General features: G+C 47.6%; 20 protein-coding genes. 10 read left to right on the top strand and 10 right to left on the bottom strand.

The features are described 5' to 3' along the window. Positions 1 to 180: 180 nt before the first annotated feature. Complete coding sequence (locus BC349_RS18990) at positions 181 to 573, bottom strand: type II toxin-antitoxin system VapC family toxin (protein WP_187256005.1); 393 nt, start codon at positions 571 to 573, stop codon at positions 181 to 183. Between the two features lie 27 nt (positions 574 to 600). Next, positions 601 to 807 carry a hypothetical protein gene (locus BC349_RS18985; RefSeq protein WP_187256004.1) on the bottom strand — a complete coding sequence of 69 codons (207 nt, stop codon included), beginning with the start codon at positions 805 to 807 and terminating at the stop codon, positions 601 to 603. Positions 808 to 988: 181 nt separating this feature from the next. Between BC349_RS18985 and BC349_RS18980 the strand changes: the two genes are divergently transcribed. The 3 genes from BC349_RS18980 to BC349_RS18970 all read left to right on the top strand — a co-directional run bounded on the left by BC349_RS18980 (position 989) and on the right by BC349_RS18970 (position 2,290). Then, positions 989 to 1,471 (top strand): hypothetical protein, encoded by a 483-nt coding sequence (locus tag BC349_RS18980; protein ID WP_187258371.1) that lies wholly within the window; start codon positions 989 to 991, stop codon positions 1,469 to 1,471. A 349-nt stretch (positions 1,472 to 1,820) separates the two neighbouring features. Beyond that, positions 1,821 to 2,069, top strand: coding sequence for a hypothetical protein (locus tag BC349_RS18975; RefSeq protein ID WP_187258370.1), 249 nt, complete (start codon positions 1,821 to 1,823; stop codon positions 2,067 to 2,069). After that, entirely contained in the window at positions 2,066 to 2,290 is a 225-nt protein-coding gene (locus BC349_RS18970) for a type II toxin-antitoxin system RelE/ParE family toxin (RefSeq protein ID WP_187258369.1), read from the top strand. Before BC349_RS18975 ends, BC349_RS18970 begins: the two co-directional genes overlap by 4 nt. Positions 2,291 to 2,548: 258 nt before the next feature. On the opposite strand, the gene BC349_RS18965 is transcribed toward BC349_RS18970, so the two are convergent. Both BC349_RS18965 and BC349_RS18960 read right to left on the bottom strand, forming a co-directional pair. Further along, positions 2,549 to 2,845, bottom strand: a complete 297-nt coding sequence (locus tag BC349_RS18965) for a helix-turn-helix domain-containing protein (RefSeq protein WP_343063803.1) — start codon at positions 2,843 to 2,845, stop codon at positions 2,549 to 2,551. 152 nt (positions 2,846 to 2,997) lie between these two features. Continuing rightward, entirely contained in the window at positions 2,998 to 3,894 is an 897-nt protein-coding gene (locus BC349_RS18960) for a helix-turn-helix domain-containing protein (protein ID WP_187258368.1), read from the bottom strand. Positions 3,895 to 4,123: 229 nt separating this feature from the next. Between BC349_RS18960 and BC349_RS18955 the strand changes: the two genes are divergently transcribed. The 6 genes from BC349_RS18955 to BC349_RS18930 all read left to right on the top strand — a co-directional run bounded on the left by BC349_RS18955 (position 4,124) and on the right by BC349_RS18930 (position 9,162). After that, positions 4,124 to 4,393, top strand: coding sequence for an alpha/beta hydrolase (locus BC349_RS18955; RefSeq protein WP_222840231.1), 270 nt, complete (start codon positions 4,124 to 4,126; stop codon positions 4,391 to 4,393). Between the two features lie 13 nt (positions 4,394 to 4,406). Then, a complete protein-coding gene (locus BC349_RS18950) occupies positions 4,407 to 4,883 on the top strand; it encodes a cupin domain-containing protein (protein ID WP_187258367.1) in 477 nt (158 codons plus the stop codon). Beyond that, a complete protein-coding gene (locus BC349_RS18945; protein WP_187258366.1) occupies positions 4,880 to 5,938 on the top strand; it encodes an alpha/beta hydrolase in 1,059 nt (352 codons plus the stop codon). Before BC349_RS18950 ends, BC349_RS18945 begins: the two co-directional genes overlap by 4 nt. Before the next feature lie 19 nt (positions 5,939 to 5,957). Then, positions 5,958 to 8,111, top strand: coding sequence for a pyrroloquinoline quinone-dependent dehydrogenase (locus BC349_RS18940; protein WP_187258365.1), 2,154 nt, complete (start codon positions 5,958 to 5,960; stop codon positions 8,109 to 8,111). A 42-nt stretch (positions 8,112 to 8,153) separates the two neighbouring features. After that, on the top strand, positions 8,154 to 8,897 hold the full coding sequence (locus BC349_RS18935; RefSeq protein WP_222840230.1) for a carboxymuconolactone decarboxylase family protein: 744 nt from the start codon (positions 8,154 to 8,156) through the stop codon (positions 8,895 to 8,897). 76 nt (positions 8,898 to 8,973) lie between these two features. Next, complete coding sequence (locus BC349_RS18930) at positions 8,974 to 9,162, top strand: hypothetical protein (RefSeq protein ID WP_187258363.1); 189 nt, start codon at positions 8,974 to 8,976, stop codon at positions 9,160 to 9,162. A gap of 7 nt (positions 9,163 to 9,169) precedes the next feature. Here BC349_RS18930 and BC349_RS18925 read toward each other — a convergent pair whose 3' ends face one another. From BC349_RS18925 to BC349_RS18900, 6 genes are all read right to left on the bottom strand, one after another. Beyond that, positions 9,170 to 10,384 carry a hypothetical protein gene (locus tag BC349_RS18925; RefSeq protein ID WP_187258362.1) on the bottom strand — a complete coding sequence of 405 codons (1,215 nt, stop codon included), beginning with the start codon at positions 10,382 to 10,384 and terminating at the stop codon, positions 9,170 to 9,172. A gap of 224 nt (positions 10,385 to 10,608) precedes the next feature. Then, complete coding sequence (locus BC349_RS18920; RefSeq protein WP_187258361.1) at positions 10,609 to 12,177, bottom strand: aldehyde dehydrogenase family protein; 1,569 nt, start codon at positions 12,175 to 12,177, stop codon at positions 10,609 to 10,611. 102 nt (positions 12,178 to 12,279) lie between these two features. Continuing rightward, the gene (locus tag BC349_RS18915; protein ID WP_222840229.1) at positions 12,280 to 12,981 is read right to left on the bottom strand and encodes a LytR/AlgR family response regulator transcription factor; all 702 of its coding nucleotides are present in this window, start codon (positions 12,979 to 12,981) and stop codon (positions 12,280 to 12,282) included. Further along, positions 12,968 to 14,020 carry a sensor histidine kinase gene (locus BC349_RS18910; protein WP_187258360.1) on the bottom strand — a complete coding sequence of 351 codons (1,053 nt, stop codon included), beginning with the start codon at positions 14,018 to 14,020 and terminating at the stop codon, positions 12,968 to 12,970. The genes BC349_RS18915 and BC349_RS18910 overlap by 14 nt, the downstream gene beginning before the upstream one ends. Before the next feature lie 12 nt (positions 14,021 to 14,032). Next, entirely contained in the window at positions 14,033 to 14,806 is a 774-nt protein-coding gene (locus BC349_RS18905) for an ABC transporter permease (RefSeq protein ID WP_187258359.1), read from the bottom strand. After that, positions 14,806 to 15,717: an ABC transporter ATP-binding protein gene (locus BC349_RS18900; RefSeq protein WP_187258358.1), complete on the bottom strand. Its 912-nt coding sequence runs from the start codon at positions 15,715 to 15,717 to the stop codon at positions 14,806 to 14,808. Before BC349_RS18900 ends, BC349_RS18905 begins: the two co-directional genes overlap by 1 nt. A 220-nt stretch (positions 15,718 to 15,937) precedes the next feature. Here BC349_RS18900 and BC349_RS18895 point away from each other — a divergent pair, with 220 nt between their 5' ends. Further along, complete coding sequence (locus BC349_RS18895; RefSeq protein WP_187258357.1) at positions 15,938 to 17,257, top strand: serine hydrolase domain-containing protein; 1,320 nt, start codon at positions 15,938 to 15,940, stop codon at positions 17,255 to 17,257. The last annotated feature ends 1 nt before the right edge of the window (position 17,258 follow it).

Raw genomic sequence — 17,258 nt, 5'->3', positions numbered from 1 at the left:
CGCTTCGATGTCTTCAAGTCGTTTAACGGTGTCTTTATCCTAGGTGGCGCGGTTTCCTTCTCCGAGTAAATAATCGACGGGCACATCAAAGACCTGGGCAATTTTAAAGGTCATCTCAACTGACCTCCTCCCATATTTAGGACGGATATAAACTTGTGTTTTTAGGAGACAATTCCTTTTCTATGTTCCAAACAAAGCAATACTCTCTACTTCTGCAAAATGCTTGTCCGTTGTAAAAAGCTGAAGATTGTATTGCTGTGCAATGGCTGCTATCCAGATATCATTTTCAGGTATGGGTTTCCCCTTTTTCATCAACGCCGCTTTTATACTACCATAAATATCCGCTGTCTTTGAGTCCGGCTGCAAAACAATACAGTTATTTATAAAAAGCTGCATCCGGTTGATATGCTTCACAGGTTCAGCAGACCTATACGCACCATAAAATAATTCCCCGATTACAGTCAATGGTACATACACTTCTGAGACAGCATCCAATTGTGCCGATACAACATTGTTTTCTCTAAACGTATGGATAATTACGCTGGTATCCGGCAGGCATTTACTTCCAGTCATCAGGATGAATTTGTTCGCAGCCTTCTTCTATTGTTTTTCCAATTCATCTGCTTCTTCCTTAGTCCACATGCCGGCAAATGAAGTGAAGCTCTTACGGCCAATAACATGCAATTTGCTTTTGGCTATCACCGTTTCCACCGCTGCCAGTACAGCATCATTTTCGATCTTTAATATCTCCTCTATGAGATGTAGTTTTTTCGCTTCACCAAACATAGCCAATTGTTTAATACTCAAATTTACTCGATTTTACCATTCTTCCGCCCCTTTCTGTAATACCCATCCCATGATCTCTCAATTCCCGCTGTAACTGTTCCCCACTTCTGCGCAAATTTACCCCTGCTAATGGCCATTTAAATATTGGGCGGTAACCGAAACATTTACCGACTCCAGCGCCGTAAAAGAATATCATTTCACCTTGTACTACTATGACCAGGCGGGCAACCTGGTGAAGACCGTATCTCCGGCTGGGGTTCAGCCCATTTATCGAAACTCCTGGCTTGATAGCACCCGGAATTTCAGGAAGCTCGGCAACCCCCTGCCAATGGTTCATAAGCTGGTAACTAGGTACAGCTATAACAGCCTCAACCAGGTGGTGCTTCAAAAAACACCCGATGCCGGCATGAGTAAATTCTGGTATGATCGCCTGGGCAGGCTGGCCATCAGCCAAAATGCCCGGCAGCTTACCCAGGGAAATGTCTATAGTTATACCCTGTATGATTCCCTCGGAAGGATTACGCAGGTAGGCCAGCTCATCGGCGGCTCGGCCATGACGGACCCTACCGCCAAAAGCACGACATCTCTCCAGAACTGGCTTAATGCCGCCGCCAACAGCAGGAACCAGATTGGAAATTCCACTGAAGCTGACCACTTTATTCCGGGTCTGAATGACCACTATTAGTCAGGTACAAATTTCGAATCAATTCTCTTATGGCAGCGATTTTGTCTGCATTGATTTCTGTGATTAATTATTGACGGAAATTAGTGATTATGCAGGGCGGAATTTCCAGGATATGCTCCGAAATCTCATTCGTTGCCTGTAATTTTTACCCCTAAAAACTCATTTTACCCTTCTTTTTTGGGTGCATATCTGCCGGATTGTCCGGATTCTTCCCCGTTTTTTAGCATCTGGATTTAACCGTAATGTGGGTGGGTATGGACCGGATTATACGTGCCGCGGCAGTCAATAAATTCCACTCGTTTGGATAGACATTTTTAAACCAGTAAATTTAAATCAAAAGCAGGTAGCTATGAGTACCACCACCATCCGACAAAAATTATACGATTATATCCGGGGCGCAGAGGACCGGAAAGTAAAGGCGATTTATACGATGCTGGAAGAAGAAATAGAAGAGTCGTATGATTACTGGAACGACAAGGCCTTTATGGCGGCCTTAGCGAAACGCTCAGCAGATCGGTTGAGTGGCACTTCCAAGACCGTGCCCTGGAAAGAGGCGAAAGCACAAATATTGGCTTCCAAAACCAGTAAAAAGAAATGAGCTATGCAGTCGAGCTTCATATAGAAGCGGTGCAGGAGTTGCAGGAGGCGTATGTATGGTATGAACAGCGATCAGAAGGATTGGGAGATCGGTTTATAACGTTGATCAATAAACGCCTTGGTCAAATAGCGGAAAATCCGGAACGCTATCCGCGCAAAAAAGGCAGGTATCGCGAAACCTTATTGGATGTTTTTCCTACGCAATCCTCTGTTAAAGTATAAAAGATAGGGTGCGGCTACCGCCGCGATGTTGTTGCTTGTTACCTCCGCTGGCGCTCTGGTAACAAGTTGGTGTGCTGGGTAAAAAGGTGTGCCGGAAGGCTTTTTCGGCAAGGGCGTGCGCCAAACCAAAGCAGTACCTGCAGGCGTGTTTAGTGGAATCGGTAGTGGCGCCTGCAGCAACTGCTTTGCCCTAAAGGGTGCTTACGGTGGAAATTCCTCTGATGCTGGCCACCTTATTCCGGGTCTGAACGACCACTATTAGTCAGGTAAAAATTTCGAATAAAATCTTTTATGGCAGCGATTTTGTCTGCATTGATTTCTGTGATCAATTATTGACGGAAAATAGTTATTAAGCAGTGCGGATTTTCCAAGTACGCCTTCAACGACAAGGTGATCCAGGGAGTCCTCCAGGGCATCGGTGATTTTTTTGGCGGCATCGATGGATGGTACCGCTTCGTCGCGCTCGTATTTGCCGATCATGACCCGGGAGACCTGGCTTTTAGCGGCGAGATCTGTTTGTGACCAACCCTTTTTATCCCCGAGTGCTGCGAAGATTTTACCAGTTTCCGTATCTGAAAGGTGGTTTTTGTCAGCTATTGTTAGCTGATTTGAAGAAATTTAGGCAACTATTGGGGATATTCCACTATAGCTGGCCACCTTATTCCGGAGCAAGCTGACCACTAATTGTTACTATCCCTCACCCACCCTTAATTCCTTGAACTGCGATACTCCCCCGGAGTAACTCCCACCCGCTGCTTGAACACCCGCGTAAAGTGTTGCGGATACTTGAATCCAAGCTCGTAGGCTATCTCACTTACCGACTTTTTAGAGTCGAATATCTTTTCCTTGGCGGCTTCAATTAATTTCAACTGAATGTATTCATGTGCCGACTTACCCGTTTCCTTTTTTATTAAGTCGCCAAAATAATTGGCTGATAGATTGAGCTCACCCGCACAATACGCAACCGACGGCAGCCCTACTGTCTGCGGCTTGTCCGAAGCGAAGAAATGGTTGAGCAGGGTTTCAAATCTTTCCACTATGCCTTTAACTGAATTCTCCCTTGTTATAAACTGGCGATCATAAAACCGTATGCAATAGTTGAGAAACAATTCGATGTTCGTCACGATCAGCTTCTTGCTGTGCTTGTCCACACCATGTTCCAGCTCATAGCTGATTTTAGAAAAGCAATCGAGAATAATCTGGCGCTCCCGTTCTGACAGGTGAAGGGCTTCATTGATGGCATAAGAGAAGAAGGTATAATCATTGATGTGCCGTCCCAGGGACGTGCCATGTATGAAGTCGGGGTGGAATACCAGCGCCAGGCCTTGCGGCTGGTAGTATTCATCCCCCGCCGAACCTATTACCTGCCCCGGTGCCAGGAAAATAAGCGTTCCCTGGTCATAATCGTACTTACTGCAGCCGTATCTCAGATCACCGCATTTGATCTCTTTCAAAAAGACAGTATAAAAACCATAACTCATTCGGCTCATCTTTCTTGGAGAAGCTTTAGACAAATCAACTACCCCAACCAGCGGATGCAGGGTTTCATTGTTATTGAATACATTGTACTGGCCAACGGTATCAAATTTTATTATGTCTTCCATGATCGCCTCGATTTTCAACTAAAATTAAGCCCTTCTGCCCTTTTTTACCTGTACCCAGCCTGGAATCAGTGAAATTGGTAAGTAAACCAGTAATCTGTATAAACTCCCCTAATGGATTTGGGAGCACCTTTGCCTTGTTAATAGATCGAATCTCATCTGAAGAGGATCGAATAACCTAAACAAAGAGGTACACATGAGGGTTTTCACAATTGTAATAGTCGCCTTGGTTATGACAGTATCAAACAACCATACCACACTTGCCCAGATCGAAACGATCTCTCCCCGGCCGCTCCTGTTTATTGTCGGCGAAAAAGCAGTGTCCGCCTATTTTAGTGAAGACGCCTATAAAAGAGCATCAGAGCCTAAGGAATTATTTGTTGTGCCGGGCGCTGCACATGTTGACCTGTACGACCAGCCTGAGTACCTAAAACATTCACTCAGAAAACTGAATGAGTTTTTTAATCAGTATCTTAATGAAACACCGGCTAGGAATAATTGACAATTTGCTTATTATGAAAAACATTGTACTACTTATTGTTGCCTTTTTTGTAACGGGCTTGTCCGGCAGCTTTGCACAGGTAAAACAGACCTCCAGCCGATCCGGCACAACCAGCGCCTTCCCCAGAGGAGAAAAAATCACGAATGATAACTTCACCGGTACGGCCTACCTGAAAATGCTGGTGGAGGCGGATAGTCTTAATCCGACATCGGTGGGAAATGTGACTTTTGAACCGGGCGCCAGAACGAAGTGGCACCTGCATCCCGGAGGACAAATTCTTTTGGTGATGGAGGGTGTCGGTTATTACCAGGAAAAGGGACAGGCGAAAAAAATACTGCGAAAGGGTGATGTCATTAAATGTCCACCCAACCTGCCTCACTGGCATGGCGCCAGTGCTGACACAGCCTTTGTGCAGGTAGCATTAACCAATCGTCATTTAGGTAACCCTGTTTGGTTACAGGCTGTTACCGAAGAAGAATACAACAAATGAAAGATATCAGCTTTCTCACTGCCATCCTGATACTGGCCTTTTCGCATAGCCATGCCCAGAAAAAGCCAATTGTAATTGAAGAACAGGGTAGTTTTGCCGTGGGTGGATCTGTAAAGACAAACCCCGGTACATTTGATCCTGTCAGGCGCACACCGGAAGGCCAGACATTTCATGGTGATCACGCTTACGTGTTTTACCAGATTCCTGTGAAGGCGAAGAAGCTTCCCCTCGTATTCTGGCATGGCATTGGCCAGTTTTCCAAAACATGGGAAACTACCCCGGACGGACGGGAGGGGTACCAGAATATCTTTCTCCGACGGGGGTTTGGTGTGTACCTGATTGACCAGCCCAGGAGGGGCAGGGCCAGCCGCAGCACAGATTCAGTTACCATTGTTCCCACACCTGATGAGCAGATGTGGTTCGGAACTTTTCGCGTCGGAATCTGGCCCGACTACTTTCCCGGTGTTCAGTTTGCGAAGGATCCTGAAACACTTAATCAATACTTCCGGCAAATGGCACCTAATATGGGTGGTTTTGATCCAGCCATAATCTCCGATGCCACTTCCAAATTATTTGATAAAATCGGACAGGGTATTCTTGTTACACATTCGCATTCGGGCGGTTTCGGATGGCTTACAGCGATTAAGAACCGCAATGTGAAAGCTATTATTTCTTATGAGCCGGGTAGTGGTTTTATTTTTCCTGAAGGAGAAGTGCCTCCACCTGTTGAAAGTTCATCTGGTCCGGTGGCAGCTATTGGCAGTCCGATGGACGAGTTTATGAAACTCACAAAAATTCCGATCATCATTTATTATGGCGACAATATTCCTGCAAAGCCAGACCCCAATCCGGGCGCTGATGGCTGGCGTGCACGCCTTGAAATGGCAAGACGCTGGCGTGATGTGGTTAATGGCCATGGTGGCGACGTACAGGTGGTACACTTGCCGGAAGTTGGTGTAAAGGGAAATACCCATTTCCCATTTTCTGACCTCAACAATATAGAAGTGGCAGACCTTATGTCGAAGTGGTTAAAGGAAAAGAAATTAGATAAATAAGCAGGCAAAAATTATTTCAATGAAAAAGCTTTTCTGTTTTTTGCTCGTGGCTGCTATGTTCGGGCTTGTCAGTTGCAAGTCAGACAAGGATTCCGCCGGGAATTCCATGGCGAACTTAGACCGTACCTGGTCTGTGTATAAAGCTGATGAGGCTAGTTCAAGTTACTCTCCCCTTCATCAGATCGACACTGCCAATGTAGGTGATTTGCAGCCTGCATGGACGTTCACCATGAATGACCTTCCCCCATCGGCCCAGCCCGCTAACAGCCAGTCGAATCCAATCATAGTTGACGGTGTGCTGTATTCCCTTTCCGCCAAACGAAATGCATATGCCATCAATGCTGAAACGGGTGAACAAATCTGGTCCTACGATCCTTTTGAAGGTGGCGGCGGCGGTGGGGTGGAACGCGGCGTAACTTACTGGGAGAACGGCGACGATAAACGTATATTCTTTGCAGCCGATAATTTCCTGGTTGCTCTGGATGCCAAAACAGGCAAACCCATTTCTGAATTTGGAACGAATGGCAAGGTGAATTTAAATGTGGGCGTCCGCGACAACCCGGATGACATTGCCATAACCATGACTTCTCCCGGCATTATTTACAAAGACCTCATTATTTGCGGTTCCAGGCTTCCCGACTTATATGGTACGCCACCGGGATATATTCGCGCTTACCATTGTAAAACCGGCGAGTTGGTCTGGACTTTTCATACCGTTCCCCTCCCCGGGGAACCAGGCTATGAAACCTGGCCTAAGGACGCGTACAAATATGCCGGTGGTATCAATAGCTGGGCGGGCATGTCCATAGACACCAAACGCGGCATCGTCTTCATGTCATTGGGGTCACCTACCTACGACTTTTATGGGGCTGACCGGATCGGGGAAAATTTATATGGCAATTGTGTGCTGGCACTGGATGCTGCCACCGGAAAACATGTGTGGCATTACCAGACGGTTCATCATGATATCTGGGATTATGATCTCCCCGCTCCCCCAAACCTGGTAACCTTGAATAAGGATGGGAAACAGGTAGATGCAGTGGCCCAGTTGAGCAAGCAGGGATTTGTTTATATCCTGGATCGCGAAACAGGCAAACCCATTTATCCCATTGAGGAACGTCCTGTTCCCGCATCCAATCTGCCCGGCGAAAAAGCATGGCCTACCCAGCCATTCCCAACCAAACCAAAGCCTTATGCGAAGCAATTGATTACTGAAACAGACCTTACCAATTATTCACCTGCTGACCATGATGCCCTTGTAAAAAGATTCAGGTCATTGCGCTACGAAGGACTCTATACTCCCCCTGACCTGAAAGGAACCCTGATGTTCCCGGGAACGCGCGGTGGCACAAACTGGGGCGGTGGTGCATTTGATCCGGTAACCAATATGTTATACATCCGTTCCAGCAATGCCCCTGAAATACAAACCATCATCCGGCAGGATCCAGAAGTGGTTGTCGGGATGCCGGTGGTTGACCAGGGAAGAAGACAGTACAATATCTACTGCGCTGCCTGTCATGGTGGAAACAGGGCCGGCATTGGAAACAATCCAACACTGCTTGGTCTTGATAAAAGAATGACGCGGGAAATTGCGCTGGATAAAATCAGGAAGGGTGGTGGTTTCATGCCTCCCTACGCCGGAGTGCTTACGGATGACCAACTGGATGCTATATTGTCTTATGTTCATTCTGTTGGATCAGGTTCAAAAGGATTGGCAAAAGTAGAGGGCGAAGGCGCGCAGCCCGTGAAGGACATGTATATGAATACCACTGGTTATGTTACCTGGAAGGATCCCAGTGGAAACCCTGCGGTTACGCCACCCTGGGGAACGCTGCATGCATTAAATCTTTCAACCGGTGAATACGAGTGGGAGATTCCTTTGGGCAACGATGAAAAAAGAAAAGGAGACGGCGCCGCTGATACTGGACTGGAAGGAAAATCCGGGCCCGTGGTAACTGCCGGGGGATTGATCTTCATTGCAGGTGCGGAAGACAGGAAGTTGCGCGCATTCGCAAAATCAACCGGTAAAATACTCTGGGAAACCACCTTGCCAGCCATCGCCAATGCCACTGCCTGCACCTATATGGTAAACGGAAAACAGTATGTGGCATTGTCGGTAGGTGGTACCACCGAAAATCCGTCCGGTTCAATTATGGCATTCAAACTTCCCTAGACAATTATGCGCATCTTAAAGGATGAACGAAAACATGCAATCATGATTAAAATAATGACGTATTTCCTGGCTGCCTTTTCATCGTTGTTTTTCCTGGCACAAGTTGCAGTTGCACAGCATACATCAGACCCCCAACAAATGCTTACAGAAAAACAGCGGGCGATAATATTAATCTCTTCTTTCACTGCGAAGGGTGATTTGCCAAAACTAAAGCAGGCACTGAATACCGGACTCGATGCCGGACTTACTGTCAACGAAAGCAAAGAAGTGTTGGTTCATTTATATGCTTACTGCGGCTTCCCCAGAAGTATACAGGGGCTCAATACGTTGATGGCTTTGCTCAACGAAAGAAAGGCAAAGGGTATCAATGACAATATGGGAAGGGAAGCTACTCCCATCCCCGACAACACCAGCAAGTATGAGTTGGGGTGGAAGAACCTGGCAAAGCTGGGTGGCCGTCCGACAGATGGACCAATTGAAAAACCAACCAGCGGATATGGCGCGTTTAGTCCGGAGATGGATACATTCCTGAAAGAACATTTGTTCGCCGACATTTTTTCGAGGGATGTCCTGAGTTTTTCGGATCGTGAACTTACTACTGTGTCGGCCCTTATTTCTCTTGGAGGCGTGGAGCCAATGCTTTCTTCCCACCTGTCACTGGCAATGATACAAGGTATATCCAAAGTCCAGTTGGAAGAAGTATTGGCATTGGTTGAAAAATTGGTGAGTAAAACAGATGCTGATGCCGCCCGGAAAGTTTTGTTGGCAGTAACGTCGCGAAAATAATATCTCGTAAGCAGACATATAAATCAACCAGGAAAACGCAGATCCATACTATCCGGTATCTTCTGAAAAAATCGGGGTGAATTTCGCAAAGCGATATAATATTGAAGGAACTGATGCCGCTGCTTTAACAAAACTTCGCGCCCTTAGTGCTACGGACATCGTAGATGAGGTGTTCGAGTTCAAACAGGATGGATCCGCTGCCGCCATTCCCGATTATAGAAAAGCGAGGCTGGATGTGATGGAAAGGGCAGACGAAAAAAAATGATTTTATATTATTGGTTTTGTCTGGGAGTTGGCTCAATTGATTGTCTGGTAACGCGGGCAGACCTGGCTTTCCCCCTGATCCAGTTACCCAGGCAATCTATATTGGAAGACATTTTTCCGGTGGAAGTTCCCCGCAGGTTTGTTTCTGAGAAGAGTTCGATCTGGTAACCTGGCGGTACGCGGAAAGATGAAGGAGAGATATAGCCCGAAGTAGTTATATTATTGTAGTTGCCGGGTCCCAATATTCGTTTGTTGCCCGCGAAATTGCAGCCAGTGTAAACAATTACTCCCGCATTGGCCGATCCTCCTGTATTTCCTCCCGATGCATACACCCTCATGGAGGCAGCCCTGTATTGAATATTACTTTGGATACAAGGTTTGTTGGCCGTGTATTTTCCCATCAGGTACCCACCATAATTGGGCTGGCTGTAAAATTCTACTGTAAGTCCCGCCGGTATCATGATAGAACCTGCCGGTTGGTTATTAAGGGATGCTCTCAGATTCGCAAAATTACCCTGCTCAAAATTGTTGGCTTTGCCAATATAGTTGCATCCTGTATAAATGGTGATGGAACCATTGTTGGCAATGTGCGGTGGCGCCGTTGGCGGTATCCAGCCTCCGGTATTATAATAAATGCGGGCGGAGGAGGCGGTATTATTCCAATAGTCGCCCAAACATCTGTTGTCAGTAGTTATCCTGCCTGTGGAAGTTCCCCTGAAATTGATTTCCTGGAACAGTTCAATGACCATGCCTTCCGGAATATGCAGCGAGGAAATGGCGTTATTGCCAATAACAGACCTGAGTGTAGGATAATCACCAGGCGGTAAATAGGCATTTCTTCCACCAAAATTACATTCCGTAAATACCATTACCCCGCCATATGGATTGAAGGTTTCTTCAGGGGTATTGTCAGCATAGGTGATTCTGATGGATCGCACAGCGTCCCCAATTCCACCGGGTAGGCAAGATCTGCTGGCAGTCAACACTACCGGCACACCGGCCATATTAATGGAAGTATATAATTCAACCCTGTACCCAAGGGGCACTTTTACGGCACTGATGCTGCGATCGGGGAGGGAAAACTGGGCTGAATTATAATAGTTACCCGCACCAAGATTGGCAGTATAACCGCGATAATTACAACTGGTATAGAATTGGACCTGCGCTATGGCTGAAATGGAAAGGGCTGTCGTTAACAGGCAGCAAAGCATGAATTGCTTCATAAAAAATCGGTTTAGTTTTTTTCTATGAACTGGTATCTATCGTTCATCATCCTGTATGTACGATCATCATACACATGTCAAAAACTAATATAAATAAAAACAATCAATTGATGATTGTTTTGTACGATTTTGCTTTTTCTGCGTTAACGACAGCCCCGAATGGTGGAATGGGCGGCAGCTTATGGTTTCATACTGCCCGGTATTCCTGCATTCTGGTATAAATATTACTCATGGTTCTCCATCTGCAATCCGCAAGCCACCAGGATATTGGTGAACGGCGCTGCATTGTTGATCAGCTCCACATTTTTATCGGTCAGCTTTCCCGCGAGGATTACCCGCAACGAAAAGGCTTCCAATGCATCGTTGAGCGATACGGTTCCCTGCGCCGAATCCTTCCTGCCGGTAAAAGGCAGGTAATCCGGACCACGCTGGCACTGGCTGTTGATATTGATCCTTCCCACCAGGTTGTTGATGTGATTGATCAGCTCACCAATCTGCTCCGGATCATTTCCGAATATACTTGCCTGTTGGCCATAGTGCGAATGGATTAAAAAATCCACCACTTCCGAACTGTCTTCGTATTCCACTACGGGTACAACCGGACCGAATTGTTCTTCATGGTAAATGCGCATGTTGCTGTTCACCGGGAATAATACAGTGGGAAAGTAGTACCTGCCTTCACTGCGGCCACCAACGCGGTTCACCACCTGAGCGCCTTTCTCCACGGCATCATCTACCAGCGATTGCAGATAGTCTGTTTTGCCGTCTTCCGGCAGGGCCGTGATCTGCACTTTGTCTTCCCATGGCAAACCGATCTTCAGCGTATCCGCTTTTTCAGACAAGCGCTGCAGGAACTGTTTTGAAATGGATTTATGTACCAGGAAGATCTTCAGTGCAGTGCAACGCTGACCATTAAACGAAAAGGCGCCGCTGATTACCTCGGGCATGATCTCATCCAGGTCTGCATCCGGCATAACAATGGCCGGGTTCTTCGCTTCCAGTCCCAGCAGGGTATTGAACTGGTGCGGCTTGGGATGGTATTTCTTCAGTTCGGCAGCCGCCTTGCTCTGCCCGATAAATGCCAGTCCCTTTACCTTTCCCGAAGCCAGGATAGGAGTGGAAGTGGTACGGCCACTGCCGAAAATAATATTCACCACACCCGGTGGGAAATGTTTTTTAAACAGTTCCACCAGCGGCGTATGCAGCAGCACCCCGTATTTCGGTGGCTTGAAGATGATGGTATTTCCCATCAGCAGCGCAGGCAACAACGTGGTGAAGGTTTCATTAAGCGGATAGTTGTATGGCCCCATGCACAATACCACACCGATGGGCGACCACTTTACATAGGCCAGGACACCGCCGGCAGTATGCGCTTTACAACTCTGGTTTTCCATCGTGCGCAGGCTGCGGATGGTGTCGCGCATGTATTCGATGGTGCGGTCAAATTCTTTCTCGGCATCCGGCTTTGGCTTGGCAATTTCCCACATCAGCAGTTCAACTACTTCTTCCCTTTTGGTCTGCATGTCCTCCAGGAATTCCAGCATTACTTCTATCCTGCGATGTGCAGGCAATGACGGCCATTCCCCGATTCCATTGTTGTAGGCGGTTTCGGCGGCATGTAATGCCTCCATGGCCAGGTCAGCTGATACCATGGGAATGGATCCCAGCCGGATGACCTCATCCCCGGCGGAGATGGGTGAATTAACGGTTTGCATGTCGCCCTCCCATTCTACCAGCTCGCCACCAATCAGGCAGTAGGGAAAGTGAACACCCGGTACTTTTTTTACAGGCATGTGCGTTTGGTTTTTTGTGGCGTTCAAATTACTCGAATGTGCCTATGCCCCGTATGTACTATTTACCGCGATTATGGTGTTTTTTACTGATAAGATGGTGTTTTACTGGTTTCCACCTCCCGACAGCAACTGGTAAAATGACTTTCTGTAAGTGTCTGAAATGGGAATCAGGGTATTGCCCATCCGAATGCCTTCCCGGTCTATCGAATCTATCCTGCTGATGTTTACCATATAGGATTTGTGGACCCTGCAAATAACGGTAGCCGGGATGTCCTGCTCCAGTTCCTTAAAGGTTTGCAGCGTCAGCAGCCGCCTGTCGCTAAGGTGAATCTTCCTGTAATCACGCATGCCTTCGATGTAAAGAATATCTTCCAGCATCAGCTTTTCCAACCGGTATTCCGTTTTGATAAAGATGAATTTTTTCTCCGCAGCGGGCTCAGGTTTCTGCAGGTTGTGCCGCACTTTTTCCACCGCCTGGAGGAAGCGTTCCAGGCTGTATGGTTTGAGCAGGTAATCGGTTACGTTGAGGTCAAATCCCTTAATGGCATATTCGTCATAAGCGGTGATGATGATGACTTCCGGTTTGCTGCTCGTAGTTTCCAGCAGGCGGATGCCCGAGATTTCGCCGATATTGATGTCGAGAAAGACCAGGTCCACTTTGTTGGTCTGCAAATAAACCAGCGCATCGAGGCCGTTGTCAAAACTGGCCACCAGGCGAAGCCAGGGCAGTTTGCCCACATATTGCTGCATCCTTTCCATGGCCAGCGGCTCGTCTTCCACTATGATGCAATCAATGCTCATCATTGTCAATTCTTAGTTCCACAATATAGGTTTCGTCTTTATCGGTAATGTCTAACCGATATCGCCCGGGATATAGCAGGTCCATTCTTTTTCGCAACAATTCGTGGCCCAGTCCGCTGTGATCCTTTTGCCCGGAACTGTTTTTCCTGTATTTGTTCTCGCAATAAAAATACAATTGCCCCGGCTGTATGTTTACTTTGATGATGATGGCGTTACCCGATTTGAAAGGCTCCGCATGTTTGAAAGCATTTTCGATGTAGGAGATCAGGAGCATGGGACTGATCAGCTGGCTGCCCGGATCGCCTTCCACGGTATAACGGATATAATCAGGGTTGGCGCTACGGATCTTCTGCAGGTCGAGGTACTTGCTGATATATTCCAGTTCCCTTTGCAGGGGTATCTCTTCGCTTTTGGTTTCATACAGCATGAACCGGAGGATATCGGAGAGTTTGTTCAGGTATAATGATGCGCGGCCAGCATCCGTTTCAATCAGTATGTCGATATTGTTGATGGTGTTGAAGAGAAAATGCGGATTCAGCTTGGATTTCAGCAGGGCCAGTTCAGTCTCCAGGTTTTTCTTTTTCAGGTCTTCCTTCAGTTTGATTTCCTGGTACCAGGTGATGAATCCCCGCATGACCAGTCCGATCACCCCATGTATGGTGGCCAGTATGGTCAGGAAAACCCAGAGCGATAAAAAAGCTTTCCATTGTTGGGTGACCTGCCATTGTACACCGGGGATGACCAGCACCAGGATGGGGACCAGCCCGCACAACATTACCGTTACCAGTGCCGCAGCAAAAAATCCCCCCAGTTGTTGCCGGGTCAGCCAGCGCTGGAACAGGTAGGTATAAAAACTATAGAAGCCCAGTATGCCCGGAAGATAGAATACGATCGGAACCGGTGGCTTTGAAAATGTCTGTCGCAGGATGATGGCGGGATCGTTCTTTGAATTCGCTGCCAGGGCCACCAGCAGGCTGCTGATCAGTAATGTGTACATGATCCAGTAGCCTGCATGTAATAATATGATGACCGATTTTTTCATATTTCCCTGTCCTCAGGCTTTATCCTTTTTTTGGATATACAGCAGGTATCCCAAAATGATCGTTCCGGTGAAATATGCTGAAGCCAGCACCAGCGGGTCGGTATTACTATTCCCTATTGTATTCCTGCCTGCGGATGTATAGGCAGAATAAATATAGGGCATAATATAACCATGTTTCCAGTTCAGTGCGATCATGGAGGCAATATAGAGTCCGAAGCCAGCACCAATGGGGATGAGAAAGTTGCGGTATTGCAGGCTGAGCAGGAATTGCAGTGCTACAATGGGCAGGCAGCCAATAATATACCTGCCCGTTACCTGCATGGATTTTTGCAAAGGAAATTCGGCAGCAGGGTAGGGTACACCGCTGAACAGCGCCGGAGCCGCACCGATGAGGTAGATGCCGATATTGAACAAAACGAACCCTTGCAGCAGCAGCACCATGATGACGGCTAACTTGGCGGTAAAGATGGTGGTCAGCGATTGCGGCAGGGTATGGACCTGTTTCCAGGTATTGTTGCGGAATTCTGTCTGCGTGACAAGGCTGGTGATCAGGATGACTCCCATGGGCAGCAACAACATGCTCATATATTGCCAGGCCCGCTGTGAAATGTTCAGCCACAATTGCGGGTGAATATTTTCCGTTGGCAGCTTTTCAAACTGGTAGAGCCGGGCTCCCAGCAGGATAAGGGGAATCAGGAAGCCGCCGGCGATCACCAGCCAGGATGCAGCGCTGCGGCGGGTTTTCAGCCATTCGCTGCGAAAGCTCGAAAGGAATAAGGTCTTCATCAGTTCTCGTTGATAAGGTTCATGAAAATGGTTTCCAGGTTGTTTTGTATGGGCTGGATGGCATATACACTGATGCCTTCACTCACCAGCCGGTGGTTGATGCCCGCGATGCATTCCTTCGGTTGTGCCGGTATCAGCAGTTTGCCCGATTCTTCCTGCACGGGGATTTTGTATTTCTGCAGTAAAGACCTGGTTGCTTCCATATTGCCTGTATCGAGCAATATGTGGGAGGACTGGTTCCTTTTGATAAGCAGTTCCTCCAGCGGTCCCTGGAACAACAGTTCACCTTTGTGGATGATGCCGGTATGTGTGGCCAGTTTTTCAATTTCGGGCAGCAGGTGGCTGGAGATCAGGATGGTGGTTCCTTTCTCGCGGTTGATGCGCTTCAGCAGTTCTCTTATTTCGATGATGCCATTGGGATCGAGCCCGTTGGTGGGCTCGTCGAGCACCAGTAGTTTGGGCTGGTTGAGCAGTGCAACGGCAATACCTACACGTTGTTTCATGCCGAGGGAAAATTGTCCCGCGGTTTTCTTCCCTGTATCCGCCAGTCCGGTTAGGTTGAGTACTTCTTGCATGTAGGAAGTCGGACATTGATAAATGGCCTGGAATACTTTCAGGTTTTCCAAAGCGGTGAGCTGGCTGTAAAGGGATGGCGATTCGATGAGGGAACCTGTCTGTTGCAGGATGGCGATCCGGTCGCGGTCAAAACTTTTACCGAAAACAGTCACGGTGCCCGCCTGTTTTTTCAGTAGTCCCAGTATGAGTTTCAATGTGGTGGTCTTGCCGGCGCCGTTGGGTCCCAGGAACCCATAGATAGAATTTTCCGGCACCTGCATATTTATATTTTTCAGCGCAGGTCCCTGGTGGCGGAACCGGTGGCAGAGGTTGGATGTTTCGAGTATGTAGAGCATCGATGGTGAATGGTGAATGGTGAATGGGGCAAAGCTAGTGAGGGTAGCTGAAGGCGGGGGAGATGGATAGACGTATGCGGTGGCTTTGTCTGCAAAACGGGTGGAATGTTCTGCAACTGTTCTTCAACAGCTATGGAGGGGATGACATAAATATGTGGTTGGGATGAACGGCAAATAAACGGACCGCCCCCTTTTTATCTTGCTGCTTCAATTAAACAACATGAAGCCGAATATTTTCCTGCTCTGCCTGGCCCTGATGGCCGGATTCTTCCTTTCCGCCCAGTCTTTCGACAAGGCAAAACTGGATCGGTATTTTGATGCCCTTGAACAAAACAATAAACTCATGGGCTCCGTGGCCGTTTCAAAAAACGGTCACTTGCTCTACACCCGCTCCATCGGTTATGCCGATGTGGAGTCAGGTAAAAAAGCCAATGATGAAACAAAGTACCGCGTTGGTTCCATCTCCAAGACCTTTACGGCTGTGATGGTCTTAAAGGCTGCAGAGAAAAAGAAACTCTCCCTGGACCAGTCCATCCAGGCTTATTTCCCCGGCATTAAACATGCAGATAAAATCACCATCCGGCACCTACTCAGCCACCGGAGCGGTATCCACAATATTACGCGCGACAAATCGTATTACGAATGGAATACGACACCCAGACAAAGGGCTGAACTGGTAAAGGTTATTTCCGACAGCGGCAGTGATTTTGAGCCGGACTTTAAAGCGGAATACAGTAATTCAAATTATATCCTGCTGAGTTTTATCCTGGAAGAGATTTACGGTGAGCCCTATGCGAAACTGCTGGAGCAGCAGATCATCAAGCCCCTCGGATTGAAATACACTGCATTCGGCAGCGTGATCAATTCTGCCAACAATGAAAGCCAGTCGTACAAGTATGTGAAAAACTGGGTAAAGCAACCCGAGACCCATACTTCCGTGCTCCTGGGTGCAGGCGGTGTCATTTCAACACCCGCAGACATTACAAAATTCGCGGAGGCTTTGTTCGGCGGAAAGCTGCTTTCACAAAAAAGCATGGATGAAATGCTGGTCGTTAAAGATGGATTTGGTCTGGGAATTTATCCCGTTCCGGTGAATGATAAAAAAGCCATGGGACATACAGGCGGCATTGAAGGGTTCGCTTCCGTTTTTGTAAACCTGAAGGATATCGGAGTCACTATTGCCCTGAGTGCCAACGGCGATAATTACAATGCCAACAAAGTGTTGAAGGCGCTGGTAAGCAGTGTGTACAACGAACCATACGAAGTGCCTGAATTCAAAGTACTCGTACTGTCAGACGAGGAGTTGAATAAATACATTGGCGTGTATGCTGCCGAAAAAATGCCCATGAAAATTACCATCTCCAAAGATGGGAACTCACTGAAAGGGCAGGCCGGCGGACAGAATTCATTCCCGCTGGAAGCCACTGCCAAAGATGAATTCCGTTTTGATGGTATGGGACTGGTGATCACCTTTGATCTGTCACAGAATACCCTGGTATTGAAACAGGGCGGCAAGGAGATGAGTTTTAAAAGGGAATAGA

The sequence above is a fragment of the Flavihumibacter stibioxidans genome (assembly GCF_014332695.1).
In the GTDB taxonomy this organism is placed as follows: domain Bacteria; phylum Bacteroidota; class Bacteroidia; order Chitinophagales; family Chitinophagaceae; genus Flavihumibacter; species Flavihumibacter stibioxidans.
Note: the sequence above shows the minus strand (reverse complement) of the source record. Positions and strands in the feature narration are given on the sequence as shown.

Coding starts and splice junctions, on each gene's coding strand:
- BC349_RS18990 (WP_187256005.1), bottom strand. CDS start 573: ATGACTGGAAGTAAATGCCTGCCGGATACCAGCGTAATTATCCATACG.
- BC349_RS18960 (WP_187258368.1), bottom strand. CDS start 3,894: ATGGAAGACATAATAAAATTTGATACCGTTGGCCAGTACAATGTATTC.
- BC349_RS18945 (WP_187258366.1), top strand. CDS start 4,880: ATGAAAGATATCAGCTTTCTCACTGCCATCCTGATACTGGCCTTTTCG.
- BC349_RS18940 (WP_187258365.1), top strand. CDS start 5,958: ATGAAAAAGCTTTTCTGTTTTTTGCTCGTGGCTGCTATGTTCGGGCTT.
- BC349_RS18915 (WP_222840229.1), bottom strand. CDS start 12,981: ATGATGAGCATTGATTGCATCATAGTGGAAGACGAGCCGCTGGCCATG.
- BC349_RS18910 (WP_187258360.1), bottom strand. CDS start 14,020: ATGAAAAAATCGGTCATCATATTATTACATGCAGGCTACTGGATCATG.
- BC349_RS18920 (WP_187258361.1), bottom strand. CDS start 12,177: ATGCCTGTAAAAAAAGTACCGGGTGTTCACTTTCCCTACTGCCTGATT.
- BC349_RS18970 (WP_187258369.1), top strand. CDS start 2,066: ATGAGCTATGCAGTCGAGCTTCATATAGAAGCGGTGCAGGAGTTGCAG.
- BC349_RS18895 (WP_187258357.1), top strand. CDS start 15,938: ATGAAGCCGAATATTTTCCTGCTCTGCCTGGCCCTGATGGCCGGATTC.
- BC349_RS18955 (WP_222840231.1), top strand. CDS start 4,124: ATGACAGTATCAAACAACCATACCACACTTGCCCAGATCGAAACGATC.
- BC349_RS18905 (WP_187258359.1), bottom strand. CDS start 14,806: ATGAAGACCTTATTCCTTTCGAGCTTTCGCAGCGAATGGCTGAAAACC.
- BC349_RS18950 (WP_187258367.1), top strand. CDS start 4,407: ATGAAAAACATTGTACTACTTATTGTTGCCTTTTTTGTAACGGGCTTG.
- BC349_RS18975 (WP_187258370.1), top strand. CDS start 1,821: ATGAGTACCACCACCATCCGACAAAAATTATACGATTATATCCGGGGC.
- BC349_RS18935 (WP_222840230.1), top strand. CDS start 8,154: ATGATTAAAATAATGACGTATTTCCTGGCTGCCTTTTCATCGTTGTTT.
- BC349_RS18900 (WP_187258358.1), bottom strand. CDS start 15,717: ATGCTCTACATACTCGAAACATCCAACCTCTGCCACCGGTTCCGCCAC.
- BC349_RS18925 (WP_187258362.1), bottom strand. CDS start 10,384: ATGAAGCAATTCATGCTTTGCTGCCTGTTAACGACAGCCCTTTCCATT.